Consider the following 19,894-nt stretch of genomic DNA (forward strand, 5'->3'; position numbering starts at 1 on the left):
CGCCCCTATGAGTGAGATCACCAATTTCCGCGGCGAGGCCAAAGGGGTCTCGGACCGCGATGAATCCGACGCCTCAGTGGCGAGGTTGATCACCCGAGTGGGCGAGCGGGTCAGGCGTGCGCGGGAACGCAAGGGCATATCGCGGCGTATCCTGTCAGAACAATCGGGGGTGTCCCCACGCTATCTGGCCCAGCTCGAAAGCGGCGCCGGCAATATCTCGATCGGGTTGCTGCAACGGGTGGCCATCGCGCTGGATCACCGTATCGAATGGCTGACCGGCGAAGAGGACCCCTGGAGCTCTGAGGCGCTGCGGGTGGGGGATCTGTACCGCAGGTCCAACGCCGAAACCCAGCGGCTGGTGCAAGAGCTGCTGTCCCCCGAACCCGAGGCCAACCTGCGCGCCGGGCGGATTTGTCTTGTTGGTCTGCGCGGCGCGGGCAAGTCCACACTTGGGGCGCTGGCCGGGCAGGCGCTGGATCTGCCGTTTGTCGAGCTGAACTCGGAAATCGAATCGCAAAGCGGTATGCCGGTGGACGAGGTCATGGCACTGTATGGCCAAGAGGGTTATCGCAAGCTTGAAGCGCAGGCGATTTCAAGGATTACCGCCACCCATGACAGCCTGATCCTGGCCGCCGCTGGTGGTGTGGTTGCCGAACCCGAAACCTACAACAGTCTGCTGACCGGCTTTCACACCATCTGGATCAAGGCCAGCGCCGAAGACCACATGGCACGGGTCCGTGCCCAGGGGGATGAGCGGCCAATGGCCGGCAATCCCGAGGCGATGGAGCAGCTGCGGTCGATCCTGACCAGCCGCGAGGCGCTCTATGGCAAGGCGCTGGCGCAGCTGGACACCTCGGGGCAGGAGGTTGAGGTCACGCTGGCAGATCTGGTCAATCTGATCCGCGATCGGGAGTTTCTGGGATAACTTAGGTTGGCCAATGATCACCGGAATTTTGAAAATTCCGGGTCGGAAAATTCGAATTTTCCGGATCCATCTTCAGATCTCCGGGCGCAGCCAATTGTCGGAAAACGCCACCTGCGCCAACCCTGCAAAACGCGCCACCCGCTGTAGCTCGCTTTCCAATTTGCGGATGCGCGCGGCGGGCCATCTGACGCCGCGTTCGGGCCAGACCGCCGTGACCTGCAACAGATCAGCATCGCGTTGGGCCTTCATGTCGATGCGACCAACCATGCGCTCGCCCTCAAACAGCGGGAAAACGTAATAGCCGTAGATGCGTTTTGGCGCAGGGACAAAGACCTCGATCCGGTAGTGAAACCCAAACAGTCGCTCGGCCCGCTTGCGATCGCGCAGCACCGGGTCAAACGGGCTGAGCACCCGCATTCGAGCTGGTGCCGGGCCAATGTCCTGCGCCGCCTCAACAGTTCCCGGGCGGGCAAAGACCTGGCGCAACCTGCCATCGGTATGGGCCACCTCGATATGTTCAAGCCGTCCCTGATCCAGCTGTGCCTTGCACCACGCGCGCGCCTCGGTTGAAGATACGGTATCCCAAAATGCAGCAATCTCACCCGAGGTGGCAAAGCCGAGACGGTCCAGCGCGCCATTGCACAGGGTATCGAGCGTTTCGTCGGCATCACAGGAGAGGGCGCCGGGGCGCAGATGTTCCTCGATCGCCCGTTCGGTCAGGTCATAGCGTTTCTGAAAACCGTTGCGCCCCACCACCGTCAGCGCCCCGGATCGCCACAGATATTCCAGCGCGGTTTTTGAGGGATGCCAGTCCCACCAGCCGCCTGATGCCTTTTTCTCACCCTTGCCAACATCCGACGATCCCACAGCACCGTGGTCACGGATCTGCTGAAGGACGATTTTGAACTGCGCTTCAAAGCCATCCCGGTGCCAGTTGCGATAGCGTTTCTTGAGCAGGGCGGCGTCGCGCAAAAACCGCAGATGCCAGTGTGGATAGAACTGCATCGGGATGACGGCGGCATCATGGGTCCAGTGTTCGAACAGCGCGCGGTCGCCCTCGTACAGCTGTTTCAGGTTTTCCGGGCGGTAGGACGGGCGTCGGGAATACAGGATCATATCATGGGCCCGTGCCACGGTATTGATACTGTCCAGCTGCACAAAGCCAAGCCGGGTGATCAGCTCCAGCAAGGCCGCCCCTGTGGCCGCCCCGGTCGGGGTCTCGATCAGCGCGTGCCGGTCCATGAACAGTCGTCGCGCGGTGCGATTGTCGAGCTGTTGCAGCGCCATCAGCGTCGCTTTAGCGTGTCGCCATAACTGATGGTCGGGGTCAGAGTGATGCGGGTTTCAATCTCTTCCTCGGGGTTGTCCAGCTGGGCGGCAATGATTTCAGCCGCCTTACGCCCGACCTGCAGACGGCAGGCGTCCATCGTCGCCAACTGCCGGGGCAGCCCCTGCAGCAGTTCAACCCCGTTGAACCCGGCCAGACCAATCTGACCCGGCACGTCGACGCCCTGATCCAGCAGATGCAGCAACCCGCCCGCCCCGATCATATCATTGGAATAATACAGGAAATCGAGATCAGGTGAGCGCGTCAGCATTTCTTGCGTCATCTCGCGGCCCTTGGCCAGCGCCGACCCGCCGGAATAGAAATCGCGGTCTTCGATCTCGACACCTTCTTTGGCCAGCGCCTCGGTGAAGCCCTCAAAGCGTTTACGGGCGCGGTGGTCCAGCGGCATCTTGGTGCCCATGAAGCCGATACGGCGATAGCCGGCTTTCAGGATGGCCTTGGCCATTTCGCTGCCGGCCCGACGGTGTGAAATACCCACCATCGCGTCAACGGGTTTGCCATCGGTGTCCATGATCTCGACAATCGGGATGCCGGCCGCGTTCAGCATCGCCCGTGCCGCCTCGGTATGTTCCAGACCGGCAATGATGACCCCGGAGGGCCGCCAGGACAGCATCTCGTACAGCACTTTTTCTTCTTTTTCAGGCCGGTAATCCGTGACCCCGACAACCGGTTGCAGCTTGGTTGTCTCCAGCACCTGGTTGATGCCGGTCAGCACCTCGGGGAACACCATGTTGGACAGCGACGGGATGATCACCGCCACCAGGTTGACCCGGTTCGACGCCAGCGCTCCGGCGATCTTGTTGGGCACATAGCCTATCTCTTTGGCGGCAGCGAGCACCTTGACGCGGGTCTTGTCCGACACGTCGCCCCGATTGCGCAGCACCCGGCTGACGGTCATCTCGGAAACCCCGGTGGCTTCGGATACATCGCGGAGCGTCAGGGGGCGTTTGTTGTCCGATGTCACTGTGTCAGCCTCTTGTTGTTGTCCGCATGAGGTTAGGCAATCAGGCCTCGCAGCACAATGGGGCCATTTGCAACCGACCCGTAAGCTGTACCAATGAGATTGAAATTTGGTGAAACAGGCGATCCAATCTGGCGCCGCAAAATATGACGGCAGTGCAAGACGCGGGATTGAGCTCGCAAATTCTATTTGCTAGGGGAGGGTACAGGCAATCACTGCCCGTGGCCCCGTGGCTCAACTGGATAGAGCAGCCCCCTCCTAAGGGGCAGGTTATTGGTTCGAATCCAATCGGGGTCACCACAAAATCAAGCTAAATCAAGTGCTTGTAGTGGTGACGCATCTGCCGCAAAAACCCAAAAACGGACTAATACGGGAACAAACGGGTACAATACGGGTGTAATCCGTACAAAACCCGTACAAGTTGGCAGTGAATGTTCGCCTGCTGTTCTCGAATCTGCAAAGAAAAACGCCGCGTCCTCTGCAAAGGGCCACGGCGTCAAATCAGATAGAAAAGCTTCCCAGCTTCCCCAACAGAATACCTCAAAACTGCACCGCAATGCAATGTCCATGTATGCCAAGGATGCGCACAAACGGGTTTCCAGAAGTTTGGGCTATGCACTCACCCTTGGCACTACAGCGGCATGGCATGGTCTGACGATTATTCTGATGTCTCGTCTAAGTGAGGCCGAGCGAGCGGGACTGGCCTTTGCTGCGCTCAACAGCCTTAGCGAAGATCACGCCTACATGACGGCATCTGCTGCTCTGTTCGGCACCCTGCCTGGGGAGGTCGTGACATGAGGCATCAACGCCAAGCCATCGCCCCCGAGGCCACACCGGATGAGATTGAACGCCTGATCTTTCACATGCCGACTGTGGCAAATGTTGCCGAGACCGATTTCGCCAAGGGGTTCGCCCAGTCGGTCATCAAGCAATCCCGCCGTAAGGGCTGGAAGCCTTCCCTGAAACAACTGCCGGTCATGCGCGAGTTGGTCTCTGACTTGTTCTCCCATGACCCAGATCAGGGGGGCGATATCCAACTGTTCGAGTAACCGCCAGCCCTGCGCCTGACCGCGCGGGGTCAAACCACATGCAAGGTTTATGCGCGGTTTTACCTGATCAGCATCGCAGAGATGGATGACGAAAGAGCTGTGCCACGGTTTACCGCCTTCCCGTGCCAAAGGCGGACATGCTCCGGGGATCTCACCCGGCCCGGTCGGGAACCGGCTCCTACTAGGCCCGATCATAAGCGCGACTACTACAACCCACCGGCACAGACCGGGGACCACACCAGAGCAAGGCTGCAAAGGGTGGGGCTGGAGTAATCCCAGCGGGGAAGCGGTTGGCCTCCGTCATCGGGCATCGCGTGGATACGGAGCAGAGAGCGTAGGGCCTTCCCTTGTTTATCGGGGGGAAGGAGCGGGTGGCGGAGCTGTGTCTAATCGAAAGGCAGGAGAGACGATGATGACTTGGCCAGCAATCCAAATGGTCCCAATGGCCCCCTTTTGGAGAAGGGCCGACGCCGCGGTGGTGGGTTATGCGTTCGCGCTGTGCTCAGAAACCTTCGCCGTAGTGATCGAGGTAAATCGTGCCAACCTTTCGTCCACTGGAATCGTGAACATCGTGATGGCCGGTTTCGAGGTCGTTCTCCACCTTTGTGGCCAGTGCGCGCAGCACGTGTGCGGCGCGTGGCAGCACTTCCTTGTAACCGTCGCCTTTAACGTCCAGTTCAACGTCAATTCTTACGCACGCGTGCATACCTTCTTCGAACTCGTCATCAATCGGCACTTGGTGTTCCTCCTTCATTTTGCTCGATTCTTTCGAATGTGGAGGCTTGCATGAAGGCTTCAACCAAAGCAATCCGCTTTCTGGAAACGCTGGCAATCCCTGAGGGACCGAAAGCTGGCGAGCTGATCAAGCTGGCACCGTTCCAAAAGAAGTTCGTACGGGGCGCTCTGGCGGATGGTGTGCAGGCTGCTGTTCTCAGCATTGGACGGGGAAACGCGAAGACCGCACTGTCGGCTGGCATCGCTTTGGGTGCGGTCATGGGCAAGTGGGATACGCAGCCCCGCCGGGAAATCCTGATTGCCGCCAGGACGCGGGATCAGGCGCGCATTGCTTTTGACTTTGTAGTCGGGTTCATGCGCTCGCTGTCTGACGAGGAAAAGAAGCTGTTCACGGTGCGCCGCTCGCCACGGCTGGAAATCGAATATGACGGTGACGGCGGCGGGCATGTAATCCGAGCCATTTCTGCAGATGGTAAGTCTGCGCTTGGTTCTGCGCCTACTCTGGTGCTCATGGACGAACGTGGCCACTGGATGGCCGATCAGGGCGATGCTCTGGAACACGCGCTGTTGTCCGGCATGGGCAAGCGGGGCGGCCGGGCGCTGATCATTTCCACCTCTGCACCCGACGATGCGCACCCTTTCTCCGTCTGGCTCGATGAGGTTCAGGAAGGCGTTTATGTGCAGGAACACCGGCCTGCACCGGGGTTACCTGCGGATGATAAGGCGAGTTTGAAAGAGGCCAATCCCGGCGCGGTGCATGGCATCGGATCGTCGCTGGAATGGCTGCAAGGTCAGGCGCGGCGGGCGATTGCACGGGGTGGCTCCACCCTCACAAGCTACCGGCTCTACAATCGAAACGAACGAGTCAGCGGTGAAACCCGCGACGTGCTTCTGACGGTTGACGAATGGCTGAACTGCGAAGTGTCCGAGGTTCCGGCCCGGAAGGGTCAGGTGGTTATCGGGGTGGATCTAGGCGGCTCTGCATCGATGACGGCGGCGGCTTTCTATTGGCCAGATACTGGGCGGTTGGAATGCCTTGGCACATTCCCCAGCAAGCCAACCCTGCTGGATCGTGGTCAGAATGATGGTGTGTCTGGGCGATATGTCGAAATGAATGCCCGCTGTGAACTGTCCACCCTGGGTGATCAGACGGTGCCGGTTGCCCCGTGGCTGATGCAGGTCATGGCCCATGTGGAAGGTGAGACCGTCGCCGCGATTACTGCCGATCGATACAAACAGGCCGAACTTGGCGAGGCGATCGACAAGGCAGGAATCCGGTGCCCAATCATCTGGCGCGGCCAAGGTTTCAAAGATGGCGGTGAAGACTGCGAGCGGTTCCGGCGCGCGGCCTATGACGGCAAGGTCCAGACTTCCCCGTCTCTGCTGCTGCGATCTGCCTTTGCTGACGCTGTAACCCTGCGCGATCCAGCCAATAACCTGAAATTGGCAAAGGCACGTTCGACCGGTCGCATCGATCCGGCGGCGGCAACGGTTCTTGCTGTGGCCGAGGGAGCCCGGATGATGGGCCGCCCTACCCACAAAGGGGGGCGGATCGCATGGGGATGAATCGCAAGCGTTCCGAGTACAAACACCACTCTGCCAAGGTCACGCGCGGACCGCGTTGGAAGGCTCTGCGGATGCAGGCGCTGGACCGTGACGGCTGGCAGTGCGTCCAGTGCGGCGAGCGTCGGCGGCTTGAAGTTGATCACATCGAGCCGGTCAGAACCCACCCTGAACTCTCATACATTCTGAGCAATTTGCAGTGCCTGTGCGGTCGTTGCCATGCCCGGAAAACCCGAATTGAGGTGGGGCATAAGCCTTTGCCTCCTAAGCGCCAGGAATGGCGTGACCTCCTGTCGAGCATGAAAGGAATACACAATGCTGACATCTAAGAAGATCGAGCTTCGCCGCTCTGATATCCGACAGTCGCTGGCAGAGCTGGCCGCGAACGATAACCCGTCTGAAGATGAAACTCGCAAGATGGGTGAGCTGGATCTGGAATACCGCAGTGCAGAAACTCGCTATCGGGCAGCGCTGATTTCTGAGGATACCGAACGCCGTGAAGCTGGTGTCGAACTGGAAACTCGCTCTGACAAGGAATGGTCGGAGTTGATGGCCGGGTTTGAAATGCGTCAGGTGGCACTTGCCCTGGATGAAGGCGCAACTCTGACCGGGCGCACACAGGAGATTGTCACCGAATTACGCAGCCAAGGCGGTTATCGCGGAATTCCAGTGCCTTGGGAATCTCTGGAAATGCGAGCTGGTGAGACGGTAGCGGCTGGTACGCCTGACCCAATCCGCACGGCACCGATCATTGACCGGCTGTTTGCTGGTTCAGTAGCCTCTCAGATGGGGGCCAGCATGATCAACGTCGGCGTTGGAGAAATGGAATACCCCGTCACTTCGTCGGCAGTGACGGCTGGTTGGGCTGCAAGTGAAACCGGCAATGTGCCGGGGCCATCTGCCTATACCACGCTGGATCGTCCGCTTGCCCCTGACAATACCTTGGGCATTCAAATGCGGATCACCCGCAAGACCCTGAAACAGTCGGGGGCTGGCCTAGAACAAGCAGTGCGCCGGGATATGAACGGGGCCATTTCCGAGTCACTGGATAAGGCTGTGTTCCAAGGTTCTGGTTCTGCTGGCGAGCCAACCGGCCTATTGGCTGGTGCGTCGGGCTGGAGCATTACCGAAACCGCGATTGATGCAGCGGCGTCTTATGCGGCGTTCCGAGCGGCAGTGGTGCGATTCATGACGGCGAATGCAGCCACGGGCGGCGGGGCTGTGAACCTGCTGCTGCGTCCGGAAATATTTGATAGCATGGATGAGCTTATCAGCGGCTTGGCTATCTCGGAATGGGACCGGCTGGTTTCCAAGGTCGGCAAAGTGGTGTTGTCCAGCAATGCGCTGGCGGCACCGACTGGCGATCCTCTGGCAAGCCTTGGCGTAATGACCACCTCGAGCGGTGGCGTTGCTCCGATCTTTGTGGGCACCTGGGGCGCTGTGGACATGATCCGCGATCCGTATGCCGATGCACAATCCGGCGGGCTGCGTCTGACGGCGTTGACTACAATGGACGTGACGGTCTCGCGCTCAGTGCAAACCGAAATCCTGACAGGCCTGCAGTAATGCTGACCGGCTTTGCTATTGGCGGGCTTGAACTACGCCGCAAATCGGACGGATCAGCTCACCTCGCGGGCCGATTCCCATACAACAGTCGTGCTGTCCTCAGTGATGGGGGCCGCACTGGCAGACCGCGCAAGGAGCAATTTGCATCTGGAGCATTCCGGTATTCGGTCGACTCGGATGCAGAAATTCATCTGTTGTCCGGTCATTCCTTTGACAAGCCTCTGGCTAGCCGTGGGGCCAGCTCTTTGAAACTGATCGACGCTGACGATGCTTTGACATTCTCGGCGGAAATATCACCTGAGCTGGCAGATGTGTCCTATGTCCGGGACGCCTTGGCAGGGCTGGCCGCAGGCCTGATCGTGGGCATTTCGCCGGGGTTTCGCATTCCGCCGCAACGCACGGTTCCAGATGCGGAAAGCGTGGAGGAAGAAGATCCGAGTGAAGGCACGGCTTTGATCAGGACAATTCATCAAGCGATCCTGTTTGAACTGAGTCTGGTCACGCGGCCTGCCTACTCAGAAACCGAGATCGAGGCGCGAAGCTGGTCGCCAACTACAACCTTTGCCCACGCCGGGGCGAGGTCACACCACAACAGATGGAGGGCTTGAGAATGGCGACAACGATAAAGCAGATCGAAGCTAAGCCCGATGTCTTTCCTGACATTGGCTCTTCCGATTTTGGCCACGACCCAGGCCGCGACATATGGGAGCGAGTTGAAGCCTATTGCGCACATCGCTGGACGCCCCGTCAGGTGATCTGGACGGTAGAGGGAGACGGTGATTGGGCACCACCTCTCTTCCCTGCAGTAATCGCCACAGTAGAGGTGTGGGAGATGGGCGCATGGGTGGAAACAACGTTGCCTGACGGCCCCTATGGCTATTGCCTGCCAGGTGACGGGCCTTACCGTATCACGGCAACAGTTGGTCCCGCTGGCATCACCGTTGATGATGTAACAACGTTCGACGTTCCCGACGCTGTGGCCCAAGCGGTTCGGCGGATAACCAACTATCTATTGGTCACCATCGAGACGGACACATACGGAGAAATAGTGCGTGGGCCGGATCACTTTGCAACCTCTTTGAGCGTCAAAGGGCCGGGTGACGGTGGGCAGGAAGTTTCATTCCAACGCCCGTCAAATTGGTTAGCAAAAGCTATGCAAAACAGCGGTGCGGCTGATCTGCTGCGCACGTATAGGAGGGCCTGAGCATGTGGCCATTCAAGAAAAAACAGCTCGAAACCGAAACCCGTTCTGCTGGTTCCGGCTTCACTGCTGAAATCATCGCAGCGCGAGAGGCTTATATCTCTGGGCGTCAGGGCATCGGTGAGCTGACCGCTACCGTGCAAAGCTGTGTCAGTCTCTGGGAAGGTGGCTTGTCTCTGGCAGACGTGACCGGCACCGATCTGCTGGACCGGCGCAATCTTGCACTTACCGCCCGGTCTCTGGCGTTGCGGGGTGAAGCCTTGTTTCTGGTTCGCGATTCTGGATTGGTTCCCTGCTCTGATTGGGACCTGCGCACCCGTGACAGCAGGCCCACGGCGTACCGTGTGTCCATTTCTGAGGCAGGTGGTGGGCGAACTGAAACTGCACTGGCGGCCGAGGTGCTGCATTTCAGGATCGGGGCGGATGTGTCTGCGCCATACTACGGCACCGCACCGTTAAAGCGGGCGCAGCTTACGGCGGGGCTTTTGCAAGTGGTCGAAACCGCATTGGCTGAGGTGTTTGAGAATGCACCGCTTGGTTCAAGCGTGGTGCCGTTTCCAGAAGCTCCAGAGACAGACTTGACCGCGTTAGCGCGTGGATTTCGTGGCTACCGTGGGCGGGTACAGGTGCGCGAGTCTGTGAATGTTGCGGCCGCTGGAGGACCTGCTCCAATGCAGGATTGGAAGCCGCATGATTTATCCCCGGACTTGTCCAAGAGCATGACCAAGGAGTCCCTGTCCGCTGCGCGCGATGCAATCCACATGGTGTTCGGCATTTTGCCAGGGCTGGCGTCCAGCGCCACCACGGGGCCGATGGTCAGGGAGGCGCAACGTCACCTTGCCCAGTGGACCTTACAATCGATTGCAGCAGTGATGGCCGAGGAATGCACCGATAAGCTGGGGGCCGAAATCACTCTGGACGTGATGCGGCCTCTTCAAGCTTTTGATGCCGGGGGCAGAGCGCGGGCACTGTCGGCTGTGGTTCAGACGCTGGCACTGGCGAAAGAAACCGGGGTCGATCCGGCACAGGCGTTAGAGTTGGTGGATTGGGGGCAATAGTCAAACTGATAGTCGTTGAATAAAGGGCCACTCAAATACCTTTCTTTTTGGCGTGCTGGGCTAATTTGACGTAGGGTGAAGATGTTCTGTAAGTGTCACAGGTTGCCTTGGGAATAACGGTTGCCTATATGTTGTTGACCAATTGGTGCTACCTCTTGGTCACATTTAATGGTGAAAAGCATGATGAGATTTCAGTTCGATGAGAAAAAGGGTGTAGAAGCTCTGACTTACATAGCTTCTATGTGGGATGAAATTACGCCATTTTTTGCGGCAAAAGTGCTGTTCTTTGCCGAAAAGTATCACTTAAATCGGTATGCTCGTCCTATCGTTGGGGACACATTTATTGCGATGGCGAACGGCCCAGTTCCGTCGACAATTTATGATTTTACTAAAGGGAAGTTACACCAGGCCGGCGATCCGGAAGCCATTGTGAAGGCTTTGAACGTCGAGGCCACCGGGGTTCCTCGCATTACAGCGCTTAGAAAAGCTGACATGAGTGCTTTATCTCCCAGCGACCTGGAGTGCTTGGACGAGGCGATTGAATTCTGTCGCGATAAGGGCTTCGGTCATCTGTCAACGTTAACACACCAAGAACGCGCTTGGCTGGATGCTCCTGCTAACTCGGCTATGGACTATGAGTTGATGATTGAAGGCGAATTCCGCGACGAAGTAATTTCTGATGCACAAGATTTTGCAAACTATGGTGTTCAGTGAATGTAGGCCACGTATATTTTGTATTGACGGCTCTTTCTAACCCACCCAAGGGTAAGATTACTTTGTGTGTTTGTGCTTCACGTGATATTTTTTTTTGGATCAACACCGACCCACGGCGTCATGGAGTGGGGCAGTTTTCTCTAGAAACTAACGATCATGTAGCACTTTCGCGGGACTGCTATCTGGATTGTTCTAGAGTGACTACTTTTCCAGCGGGTGAATTGGCGGGAGCCAAAGATCGTGGTGTCATTAGTGGTGATCTTGCCCGGGCAATAGTGCTATTTTTGACCGATACCCCGCCGAAAACGCTAGTTCCTGCGCATCTACAGGCTGCAATCGCCAATCTTTCGGCGCTTTACTAATCTTACGTCAGCCCCATCCATGTTCGACACTGGACTTCATCTTGGCGTCTTCAAACGTGTTTCAGTGGGTCGACAAAGAGCCCGCATGTTCAAATGCCCCAGCGCTGGTTCCAGTGAAAATTTCTTCACCGTCAAATGACACAGAAATTCTATGCGTGGATGTTCCATCTGCGACTTCATCGATGACGACACCAATCTTCCCCTGAAGATTTTGATGCGCACCCCAAGTGGAGGTGCCCTTCACCAACTTTACTTTGTCGCCTTCTCTGAGCTTTCTCATTCTCACACCTTCGCCTTCTCCGTTACTTTCGACAAAAATCACCCCTGCACCTTCCAATGCCGCGCGAATGATCTGAACTGTTCCAGCCTTCAATTCTTCGCCGCGTTCTAATCGACTAACTGTAGCCTGAGCCACATCTGCCAGAGAAGCTAATTCTCGAACACCAAGTCCTAATGCGACCCGGGCCATTTTGCATTGCATTGCGTTCATTTTGATAACCTTGTTATATTTATGTTGACCGATGGGCGCTGTGAAATTATAACCACGTTATCAATAACTCAATTTGGAGTCCAAAGCAATGAGCTACCAACGCATTTGTGCGAACGGGAAAACTATGCCCGCTGTAAGCCGCCGCGCCTTCCTGACCACTGCCGTAGTAACAGCCGCAACGCCTGCGGTTGCCCTAATTGCTCCAGTTGATCCTCACACTGAGTGGGTGAGGCAGTGGCGGATAGCCCGTGTTGATTGGTGCAGGGCTGCGGATGTTGACCCGAGTGGAGACTCTAACACCCCGGAATGCGAGGAAGCCTGCGCACGTGAATACGCCCTGCTTGACCTGATCGTTCAAACCAAAGCGAAAACCCGTGAGGGTGCAGACGCTCAAGTCCAACTCTTGCTTGAATACAATCGAGAAGAATTAACTGCCGAGTTCGGCGAAACGTTCCTGGCTTCGATTTCCGGTGGGCTGGCGTTGGGGCGGATGCAGTGAGTGGGGTAAGGGTTGCACCATGTAGCGACTCCATGTATGAATAATTATGTAATCACTACACGGAACTGACCAATGTCTTTCACTGACCGCGATTTAACTCCGAAGGATGTGGAAAGCTTAACGGGCTTTAGCTCGCAGTTTTTGCGCGAGTGGCGGCGGCTCGAGTATCTTGTTGGGATCGGGGAGCAAGGTGCCAATGATCGCTGGAAGTACAGCCTGAAAGACGCCCTGACGTTGGCAATATGCACGCAAATTCGCGGTTCGGGTCTAGATGGTGGCGTTGCGATCAAAATTGCCAAAGATTTCGCCAACACCGTTTTGGATCAGGCCGGTTTTTTTAAGGAAACAAAGGAACCCCGCTATTTGGCAGTTTGGAGCAACAGTGCCCTGCCCGAGAATAGGCGCCAATTCCCGCTTGACCCGCTGGCACCCTTTGCCACCTACCAAGCTGAGTTGATTGGCGAGATTGATCACGTGGTTAACGCGCCCGCGCCGATCATTTTGGACGCCGTCAAGGTTCTGGATTGCTTACCGAAGGAATTGTTCGACGCTCTTCTCAAAGCGAAACGTGAAATGCGTGAGCAGCGTAAACAGATGGGGTTGAACTGGTAGTCATGACTGTCCCCACCTCCACAGGTTCCAAATTTCTCGACCACGGCAGGACGCCTGCTGAGTGGGCGGAAATTCTGTGCGAGCGAGGGGTGAACATCACCGAACGCACACTTCGAGAGAAAGCCAACAAGCTGAGCACTTGCGGTAAGCTGGGCAAAGAGATGCTCATTCTACCGGAGCATTTGGACGAAATGTTCATGGAGGATCAGTCATGCCACTCGAAGTCTATTCCCGAGAAAGCAAATGGTGGGTCAAAGGTCGGGTTGAATACGAAGGACTGCCAATCACCGGTTACTACCGAAAATCTACTGGATCATCTTCAAAGCAAGGTGCAGTCGAATGGATCCAAAACGAAACGGATCGGCAAAGGCGTCGTTACTTCCTGGGTGAAGAAGCGGAGCAATTGACGATGGGCGCCGCGATTCAGATGTATGGTTCGAAGCCGAATGTGGCGAAGCAGCTGTATAAGATTGTACAGGCGTTGGGTGATGAGTTCTTGCAGCAGCCAGTTTCGAGCATCACGGGGAAATACCTCAGAGTGCTAGGATATGCCCTCAAGCCTAATGCAGCGACTGACACGATGTGGCGGGAAGTCGTGACCCCAATCAGGGCGGCAATCAACAATGCCCATGATTTGGGGAAGTGCCCTCCAATCAGGGTTAAACGCTACAGTGAAAAGGATCGGATCGACCAGGACACCCAGCGTGGTAAACTGAGCCGAATGGAGCGCATGCCAGCAGACCGCCAGTGGATCGAGCAGTTCTGTGAGCACGCTGACATCTACAATGCCGCTCTGGTGCGGTTTATGTTCGAGACAGCAGCCCGGATTGATCAGGCGATTTCCCTGACTCCTGATGACTTGGACCTAGCAAATCGAAAGGTCTTTCTGAAGGCGGCGAAAGGCCACCAGGCGCAATGGGTGGCAATTTCTCAAGGCATGATGATCGAGCTTGCCAACTTGCCACCGAAACGCCCTTACAATCGCAAGCTTGGCTACAGGATGGACCCGCGAGTGTTCGGATATGGCAGCTCAACTGGGTATAATCCGCGATGGAAAACGATCTGCAAAGCCGCTGGCATTCCCTATATCTCCGCACATCCGGCAGGACGCCACGGGTTTTACACAGAATTACGAGTCAGACAGGGCGCTGATCCGGTGACCGCAGCAGCGGCAGGGCGCTGGAAAAGCGTCTCTCTACCGGACCAAATCTACGCACACGTCGAAGCGGATGAGTCCAAAATTAGAGAGCAGATCCGTACAGGGCGCGTACAAAGCAATATGTCAATCTCACCCAACAGACTGAAAAAGAAAGGTAAATAAGAACATGAATGACTCCCTCCTAAGGGGCAGGTTATTGGTTCGAATCCAATCGGGGTCACCAGCTATCCATCTGAGGGCAGTTATTTCCAGCCTCAGTCCGGGATATGGTTTCGTTACCCGATGACTGCGATTGATTGCGGTTTTGTGTGACCTGCTGCCAACGGCGTGAATGATCCATCCTGAATGCGCATCTTGCGCTCTGGTAGCTGATGTTAGAGATTGCGGTATCAATGATTTTTGGAGACTGCGCCATGATAATCTATGGACTGAGTACCTGCGGCGACTGCCAGAAGGCCCGCAAGGCGCTGGAGGCCCTGGGCAAGGATTTCACCTTTCGAGATGTGCGGGCTGATCCGCTGAGCGAGGTCGAACTGGGTGTGTTGATCGCTGAATTTGGCGATCGGTTGGTGGATCGAACGACCAATGACTGGCGCGGTCTCAGCGATTGGCTGAAGCACTCAGAAGCTGAAGATCAGCTGGCCGCCAAGCCAAAATTGATGGCGCGTCCGGTTTTTCAGGATGGCGATACCTATTATCTGGGTTGGGACGAGGCGGTGCAGCAGGCTGTGCTTACCGAGTGAGGCGAGGCGTAAACCTGTCCACAAACTAAACGTGACACATTTCAAGAAAGCCTCCCCCCTCATGAGCACCCCGTCTCTTGGCCCTGACGCGGCCACCGCCTGTTGGATAAGGTCGCCGCTCCACCAGGATTATCTGGCGAATAATGCCCTGAAACAACTCGACTTTTTCCGGCCGAGCCTGCAGCAAAAGCCAGGCTTCCATGTGCTGGCGCAGGATGGGGGGACTCTGGACAGCACGGTGCAGGAGTTGCACACGACGACACGTATGATCCATTCCTTTGCCCTGGGTAAAATCGCCGGGGTGGAAAACTGCGACGCGATGATTGATCAGGGTATGCGCTATCTGTTCAGCCATCACCGCGACCGCGAACATGGCGGCTTTGTCTGGGCGCTGGATGATGATGGCATCCACGATGATCGCAAACTTGCCTATGGCCATGTGTTTGCCCTGCTGGCCGGGTCCAGCGCGCTGGCTGCGGGGCATCCCGATGGGGCCAAGCTGATCACGCAGGTGGACGCGGTTCTGGATCGTCATTTCTGGCAGGACGAGCCGATGCTGTTTTGCGACGAGTGGAACCGGGACTGGACGCCGTTCTCAAAGTATCGCGGCATGAATGCCAACATGCATGGGACCGAGGCGCTGCTGGCGACCTATGAGGCCACCGGGCGGGAGAAATATCTGGACCGGGCCGGGCGTATTCTGGATTTCTTTCTGGGAAAAATTGCACCCAGTGAAAACTGGCGGCTGCCCGAACATTACACAGAAAACTGGGCGATCGACCGCAGCTATAGCGGCAATCCGATGTTCCGCCCTGCCGGCACCACGCCCGGCCATTCGTTTGAACTGGCCCGGCTGTTGCTGCAATATTGGGATTTGCGGGGGCGGCCTGACGATGGTGCGCTGCAAACGGCGCGCAAATTGACCTATCGGGCGCTTGGCGATGCCTGGGATGGGCAAAGCGGCGGGTTGGTTTACACGCTGAATTTTGACGGCAGCCAGGCGATTACCGATCGCTATTGGTGGCCCGTGACCGAGGCGATTGGCGTTCTGGCGGCGCTTCTGAAATGTGACCCGCAGCCCAGCGACGAAGACTGGTACCGCAAACTGTGGCTGTTTGCCGATCAGCATTTCATTGACTATGCCATTGGCGGCTGGTTTCCTGAGATCGACGCGCAGGGCAGGCCAACCGAGGTTCAGTTCTTGGGCAAGCCCGACATCTACCACTCACTTCAGGCCACGCTGTTCCCACTGACCAATGGCATCTCAAATGCCTACAAAGGCTTAGAGGCGCGTCTGCGACCCTAAACCGGGCGCGTTATTTTGGCATTGGATTGGTGGACTTGTTGTAGGGTTTCCAGTTGCTGATCTCGGGGTAATACATCCGTCGCCAGTGCCGCACACGAGGGTTCATGATGCGGCGCCACAGGGGCGGGATCATCGCGGCCACCGTCATCACCGGATAGCCATAGGGCAGCTGCGGCGCATCGCGGGTGGTGTGGTTTTGCAGCAGCGGAAACCGGCGATCGGGTTTGTAGTGGTGGTCCGAGTGGCGCTGCAGGTTGATCAGCAGCCAGTTTGATGCCTTATGCGCCGCGTTCCAGGAATGGCGCGGTTGCACATGTTCGTATTTGCCCTCGCCCAGGTGTTTGCGGGTCAGCCCGTAATGCTCGACATAATTCACCAGTTCCAACTGCCAGATCGCCACCCCTGCCTGCACCAGAAACAGCCCCACCCCAACCCAGCCGCCGAGCAGGAACGCCAGCAGCAGCATGGCGGCCTGCAACCCCCAATAGCGGAAAAACGGGTTGGACAGGTCGCTCCACGGCAGCTCCTTGCGCGCCAGCATCGCCTTTTCCGCGTTGAACGACGAATGCAGGCTTTGTTGCAGCACCCGCGGGTAAAACCGAAAAAATCCTTCGTTATAGCGAGCGGTCACCGGATCACGCGGGGTGCCCACATAGCGATGATGCACCAGCAGATGCTCAGAGCGGAAATGCGAATACAGCACCATCGCCAGCAGGATATCCCCCAGCCCACGCTCGATCCGGTTTTTCTGGTGCATCAATTCATGGCTGTAGGTGATGCCGATGGTGCCCGACAGCACGCCAACGCCAAAGAACACCCCGAATTTGCCCAGCCCTGACAGATGCTCGGCGCGGGTCACGTACCAGATCAGCCCATAAATCATCACAAATTGCAGCGGCACCCAGGCCGAGGTCAGGGCCCGGTACCAAGTCAGATCCTCGTCCGGGGTCTGCGGGTCGGCGTTTTCCCGGTTGAGCCCAAAGATGCCGTCGAGAATGGTGAACAGATACCAGGTTACCAGCGGTGCCAGCAGCAGGGTCCAGCCGCCATTGGTGGCTCCGATCAAGACCAGCGGCGGCAGCAGAAATGACATCCAGAACGGCAGTGCGCTTTGCCAGCGGGCCAGGGTATGCGAGGCAATCATCGGGCAACTCCAAGTCTGTCAGCATGAATTATGCGAATCTTACGTCGAATTTCTTAACAACCCAAGCGGTTACTGTCCTTGCCACAGATCAAAGGCCTTGCGCATCACCGTGGGCAGATCGGAGGGGCGAAAGTCATCGACAGAAACGCGGAGCTGCCCGGCCGCAGGGCTATGCTGCCTTGGCAGGTCAGTCACCATCACCTGCAAGATCAGGTGGAAATGGGTGAAACTATGGCGCACCTCAGCCCCGAGGCTCTGCCAATCGGAAGCAAACGGAGGCTCTGGCGCGGCGGTCTCGCACCATTCAGAGCCCGGCCAGCCCAGCATGCCGCCCAGTAGCCCCTTGTCGGGGCGGCGCTCCAGCAGCCAGTCCCCATTGGCGGCCCGGGCCAGATAGACAAAACCGCGTCGGGTTGGTTTTGGCTTCTTCGGGGTTTTCCGGGGCAGTGCCTGCGCGGTGCCTGCGCTGCGGGCCAGACAGGGCGCGCGCCAGGGGCAGATGCCACAGGCCGGAGATTTGGGAGAACAAATGGTGGCGCCTAGATCCATCACCGCCTGCGCATAGTCACCGGGACGGCGGTCCGGGGTCAATGCCGCGGCCAGCGTCTTTAGCTGCGGCTTGGACCCCGGCAATGGCGCATCAATATTATACAGCCGCGCCATCACCCGTTCGACATTTCCATCCAGAACGGTTTCCGGCAGGTCATAGGCGATTGAGGATATGGCGGCGGCGGTATAGGGTCCGATGCCCGGCAGCTTCAGCAACCCGTCGTAGGTCGTTGGAAACACCCCGGCCTGTTCATTGGCAATCACCCGGGCGCATTTCAGCAGGTTGCGGGCGCGGGCGTAATAGCCCAGCCCGGCCCACTCTCCCATCACCGCGCCATCTTCGGCGGCGGCCAGATCCTGAACTGTCGGCCAGCGGGCGGTAAAGCGGTGAAAATAGTCTTTGACCGCCGCCACCGTGGTTTGCTGCAACATGACCTCGGACAACCAGATGCGATAGGGGTCGGGCGCAACACCGCCCGCGCGCTCGGCCGGGCTGACCCGCCAGGGCAGCGGGCGTGCGTTCACATCATACCAGGTCAGGATCTGATCACTCAGCCCTACTGCCTCGTCGTTCTGGGCACAATCGTTCAGGTCACGCATTCTTTACCCCTTGTGCGGTGGTTTTGCTGGTTCCCGCCTCTGCGGTCTTTACAATAGGGGCAACAGTCACGCAAAACCATGGTCATGGCATATCGACGTTCCTCCACGCGCGGTTTTAAACGCACCGTTTCCCTGCTCAACGAGCAGATCCGTAAAACCGGCGAGAGCCGTGGTTTTGCGGTGTCGCGGCTATTGACCCATTGGGCCGAGATCGCAGGTGCGGATATCGCCGCCATCGCCCGGCCGGTCAATGTGGGCTATGGGCGCGGTGGCTTGGGCGCGACGCTGACGGTGCTGACCACCGGGGCGCAGGCGCCGATGCTGGAAATGCAAAAGGAACGTCTGCGCGAGAAGGTGAACGCGGTTTATGGCTACAATGCCATTTCCAAGGTGCGGATCACCCAAACCGCCCCAACCGGGTTTGCCGATGGACAGGTGCAGTTTCAATATGCCCCCGTTGAGCGGGCAAAAATCAAACCGGACCCGCTGGCGGTGGCCGAGGCGGCCAAGGCGGCGACCGGAGTTGAAAGTGATGAATTGCGCCAAGCGCTTGAGCGGCTGGGGCAAAATGTTTTGAGCAATAATAAAACCCAAGGAAAGGGGACTTAATGGCCCGTTTGATGTCTGGTGTTCTTGCTGCGGTTGCAGTGGTTGCGGGGGGCTATGCCCTAATGGGGGCAAAGTCGCCCGGTACCGTGCCCGCGCTGCCGTTTGTAGGGGCCGCCACCGCGCAAGAGGCAGCTGAGGTTGATACCTCATCCATCACCGAGATGGTCATGGGTGCCGAAGATGCGCCGGTTACGCTGATTGAATATGCGTCTTATACCTGCCCGCATTGTGCCAGTTTCCACTCCGGCGCCTATCAGCAGCTGAAGGCGGATTATATCGACACCGGAAAGGTCAAATTCATTTACCGTGAGGTCTATTTTGATCGCTATGGGCTGTGGGCCTCGATGATCGCACGCTGTGCGGGCCCCGAGAAGTTCTTTGGTATTTCTGACCTGATCTATTCCGGCCAGTCCACTTGGTCACGGGCCGGCGGCGCCTCTGAGATCGTCGATGAGCTGCGCAAAATCGGTCGTCTGGCCGGGATCGAAAACGATCAGCTTGAGGCCTGCCTGGCGGATGGTGACAAAGCGCAGTCTCTGGTCAGCTGGTACCAGGAAAACGCCGAGGCGGATGGAATTCAGTCGACCCCGTCGTTCATCCTGAATGGCACTGCCGTTGCCAACCAGGGATATGATTCCTTCAAGGCGTTGATCGACGCCGAGCTGGAAGGCTGAGTGCATTTGGCCCGGCGTTTGCGCGCC

Annotated in this window: 23 protein-coding genes and 2 tRNA genes; 19 read left to right on the forward strand and 6 right to left on the reverse strand. The window is 57.6% G+C overall.

What is annotated here, in order from left to right:
- Nucleotides 1–7: 7 nt before the first annotated feature.
- Nucleotides 8–925 carry a helix-turn-helix transcriptional regulator gene (locus QPJ95_RS08545; RefSeq protein WP_270917387.1) on the forward strand — a complete coding sequence of 306 codons (918 nt, stop codon included), beginning with the start codon at nucleotides 8–10 and terminating at the stop codon, nucleotides 923–925.
- Nucleotides 926–997: 72 nt separating this feature from the next.
- Here QPJ95_RS08545 and QPJ95_RS08550 read toward each other — a convergent pair whose 3' ends face one another.
- Complete coding sequence (locus tag QPJ95_RS08550) at nucleotides 998–2,212, reverse strand: winged helix-turn-helix domain-containing protein (RefSeq protein WP_270917388.1); 1,215 nt, start codon at nucleotides 2,210–2,212, stop codon at nucleotides 998–1,000.
- The gene (locus QPJ95_RS08555) at nucleotides 2,212–3,237 is read right to left on the reverse strand and encodes a LacI family DNA-binding transcriptional regulator (RefSeq protein ID WP_270917389.1); all 1,026 of its coding nucleotides are present in this window, start codon (nucleotides 3,235–3,237) and stop codon (nucleotides 2,212–2,214) included. Before QPJ95_RS08555 ends, QPJ95_RS08550 begins: the two co-directional genes overlap by 1 nt.
- Nucleotides 3,238–3,457: 220 nt before the next feature.
- Here QPJ95_RS08555 and QPJ95_RS08560 point away from each other — a divergent pair.
- From QPJ95_RS08560 to QPJ95_RS08570, 3 genes are all read left to right on the forward strand, one after another.
- A tRNA-Arg gene (locus tag QPJ95_RS08560) sits at nucleotides 3,458–3,534 on the forward strand.
- A complete protein-coding gene (locus QPJ95_RS08565; RefSeq protein WP_270917390.1) occupies nucleotides 3,508–4,032 on the forward strand; it encodes a hypothetical protein in 525 nt (174 codons plus the stop codon). The genes QPJ95_RS08560 and QPJ95_RS08565 overlap by 27 nt, the downstream gene beginning before the upstream one ends.
- A complete protein-coding gene (locus tag QPJ95_RS08570) occupies nucleotides 4,029–4,283 on the forward strand; it encodes a hypothetical protein (RefSeq protein WP_270917391.1) in 255 nt (84 codons plus the stop codon). Before QPJ95_RS08565 ends, QPJ95_RS08570 begins: the two co-directional genes overlap by 4 nt.
- 502 nt (nucleotides 4,284–4,785) lie before the next feature.
- On the opposite strand, the gene QPJ95_RS08575 is transcribed toward QPJ95_RS08570, so the two are convergent.
- Nucleotides 4,786–5,037, reverse strand: coding sequence for a hypothetical protein (locus QPJ95_RS08575; RefSeq protein WP_270917392.1), 252 nt, complete (start codon nucleotides 5,035–5,037; stop codon nucleotides 4,786–4,788).
- Nucleotides 5,038–5,069: 32 nt separating this feature from the next.
- On the opposite strand from QPJ95_RS08575, the gene QPJ95_RS08580 reads away from it, so the two are divergent.
- The 7 genes from QPJ95_RS08580 (at nucleotide 5,070) to QPJ95_RS08610 (ending at nucleotide 11,120) form a co-directional block, all read left to right on the forward strand.
- Nucleotides 5,070–6,584, forward strand: coding sequence for a terminase TerL endonuclease subunit (locus QPJ95_RS08580; protein WP_270917393.1), 1,515 nt, complete (start codon nucleotides 5,070–5,072; stop codon nucleotides 6,582–6,584).
- The gene (locus QPJ95_RS08585; protein ID WP_270917394.1) at nucleotides 6,575–6,910 is read left to right on the forward strand and encodes an HNH endonuclease; all 336 of its coding nucleotides are present in this window, start codon (nucleotides 6,575–6,577) and stop codon (nucleotides 6,908–6,910) included. The genes QPJ95_RS08580 and QPJ95_RS08585 overlap by 10 nt, the downstream gene beginning before the upstream one ends.
- Nucleotides 6,897–8,147, forward strand: coding sequence for a phage major capsid protein (locus QPJ95_RS08590; RefSeq protein WP_270917395.1), 1,251 nt, complete (start codon nucleotides 6,897–6,899; stop codon nucleotides 8,145–8,147). Before QPJ95_RS08585 ends, QPJ95_RS08590 begins: the two co-directional genes overlap by 14 nt.
- Complete coding sequence (locus QPJ95_RS08595) at nucleotides 8,147–8,755, forward strand: HK97 family phage prohead protease (RefSeq protein ID WP_270917396.1); 609 nt, start codon at nucleotides 8,147–8,149, stop codon at nucleotides 8,753–8,755. The genes QPJ95_RS08590 and QPJ95_RS08595 overlap by 1 nt, the downstream gene beginning before the upstream one ends.
- A 2-nt stretch (nucleotides 8,756–8,757) precedes the next feature.
- Nucleotides 8,758–9,351, forward strand: a complete 594-nt coding sequence (locus tag QPJ95_RS08600; RefSeq protein WP_270917397.1) for a hypothetical protein — start codon at nucleotides 8,758–8,760, stop codon at nucleotides 9,349–9,351.
- Nucleotides 9,352–9,353: 2 nt separating this feature from the next.
- Nucleotides 9,354–10,406, forward strand: a complete 1,053-nt coding sequence (locus QPJ95_RS08605; RefSeq protein ID WP_270917398.1) for a phage portal protein — start codon at nucleotides 9,354–9,356, stop codon at nucleotides 10,404–10,406.
- Between the two features lie 180 nt (nucleotides 10,407–10,586).
- Complete coding sequence (locus tag QPJ95_RS08610) at nucleotides 10,587–11,120, forward strand: Panacea domain-containing protein (RefSeq protein ID WP_270917399.1); 534 nt, start codon at nucleotides 10,587–10,589, stop codon at nucleotides 11,118–11,120.
- Nucleotides 11,121–11,543: 423 nt separating this feature from the next.
- On the opposite strand, the gene QPJ95_RS08615 is transcribed toward QPJ95_RS08610, so the two are convergent.
- Nucleotides 11,544–11,972 carry a helix-turn-helix domain-containing protein gene (locus QPJ95_RS08615; protein ID WP_270917400.1) on the reverse strand — a complete coding sequence of 143 codons (429 nt, stop codon included), beginning with the start codon at nucleotides 11,970–11,972 and terminating at the stop codon, nucleotides 11,544–11,546.
- An 88-nt stretch (nucleotides 11,973–12,060) separates the two neighbouring features.
- Here QPJ95_RS08615 and QPJ95_RS08620 point away from each other — a divergent pair, with 88 nt between their 5' ends.
- From QPJ95_RS08620 to QPJ95_RS08645, 6 genes are all read left to right on the forward strand, one after another.
- Nucleotides 12,061–12,471 carry a hypothetical protein gene (locus tag QPJ95_RS08620; RefSeq protein ID WP_270917401.1) on the forward strand — a complete coding sequence of 137 codons (411 nt, stop codon included), beginning with the start codon at nucleotides 12,061–12,063 and terminating at the stop codon, nucleotides 12,469–12,471.
- A gap of 72 nt (nucleotides 12,472–12,543) precedes the next feature.
- Entirely contained in the window at nucleotides 12,544–13,083 is a 540-nt protein-coding gene (locus QPJ95_RS08625; protein WP_270917402.1) for a MerR family transcriptional regulator, read from the forward strand.
- 211 nt (nucleotides 13,084–13,294) lie between these two features.
- Nucleotides 13,295–14,404, forward strand: a complete 1,110-nt coding sequence (locus QPJ95_RS08630) for a tyrosine-type recombinase/integrase (RefSeq protein WP_270917403.1) — start codon at nucleotides 13,295–13,297, stop codon at nucleotides 14,402–14,404.
- Nucleotides 14,382–14,465 (forward strand) — tRNA-Ser (locus tag QPJ95_RS08635). The genes QPJ95_RS08630 and QPJ95_RS08635 overlap by 23 nt, the downstream gene beginning before the upstream one ends.
- Before the next feature lie 190 nt (nucleotides 14,466–14,655).
- Nucleotides 14,656–14,985: an arsenate reductase family protein gene (locus QPJ95_RS08640; RefSeq protein ID WP_270917404.1), complete on the forward strand. Its 330-nt coding sequence runs from the start codon at nucleotides 14,656–14,658 to the stop codon at nucleotides 14,983–14,985.
- Between the two features lie 61 nt (nucleotides 14,986–15,046).
- Entirely contained in the window at nucleotides 15,047–16,291 is a 1,245-nt protein-coding gene (locus QPJ95_RS08645) for an AGE family epimerase/isomerase (RefSeq protein WP_270917405.1), read from the forward strand.
- A 10-nt stretch (nucleotides 16,292–16,301) separates the two neighbouring features.
- Here the strand turns inward: QPJ95_RS08645 and QPJ95_RS08650 are convergent, their stop codons facing one another.
- Nucleotides 16,302–17,435: an alkane 1-monooxygenase gene (locus QPJ95_RS08650; RefSeq protein ID WP_270917406.1), complete on the reverse strand. Its 1,134-nt coding sequence runs from the start codon at nucleotides 17,433–17,435 to the stop codon at nucleotides 16,302–16,304.
- 69 nt (nucleotides 17,436–17,504) lie between these two features.
- Complete coding sequence (gene mutY, locus QPJ95_RS08655) at nucleotides 17,505–18,584, reverse strand: A/G-specific adenine glycosylase (protein WP_270917407.1); 1,080 nt, start codon at nucleotides 18,582–18,584, stop codon at nucleotides 17,505–17,507.
- A gap of 84 nt (nucleotides 18,585–18,668) precedes the next feature.
- Here mutY and QPJ95_RS08660 point away from each other — a divergent pair, with 84 nt between their 5' ends.
- Both QPJ95_RS08660 and QPJ95_RS08665 read left to right on the forward strand, forming a co-directional pair.
- Complete coding sequence (locus tag QPJ95_RS08660) at nucleotides 18,669–19,193, forward strand: DUF721 domain-containing protein (protein WP_270917408.1); 525 nt, start codon at nucleotides 18,669–18,671, stop codon at nucleotides 19,191–19,193.
- Nucleotides 19,193–19,867: a DsbA family protein gene (locus QPJ95_RS08665; protein WP_270917409.1), complete on the forward strand. Its 675-nt coding sequence runs from the start codon at nucleotides 19,193–19,195 to the stop codon at nucleotides 19,865–19,867. The genes QPJ95_RS08660 and QPJ95_RS08665 overlap by 1 nt, the downstream gene beginning before the upstream one ends.
- The last annotated feature ends 27 nt before the right edge of the window (nucleotides 19,868–19,894 follow it).

Source organism: Parasedimentitalea psychrophila, assembly GCF_030285785.1.
Lineage (GTDB): Bacteria > Pseudomonadota > Alphaproteobacteria > Rhodobacterales > Rhodobacteraceae > Parasedimentitalea > Parasedimentitalea psychrophila.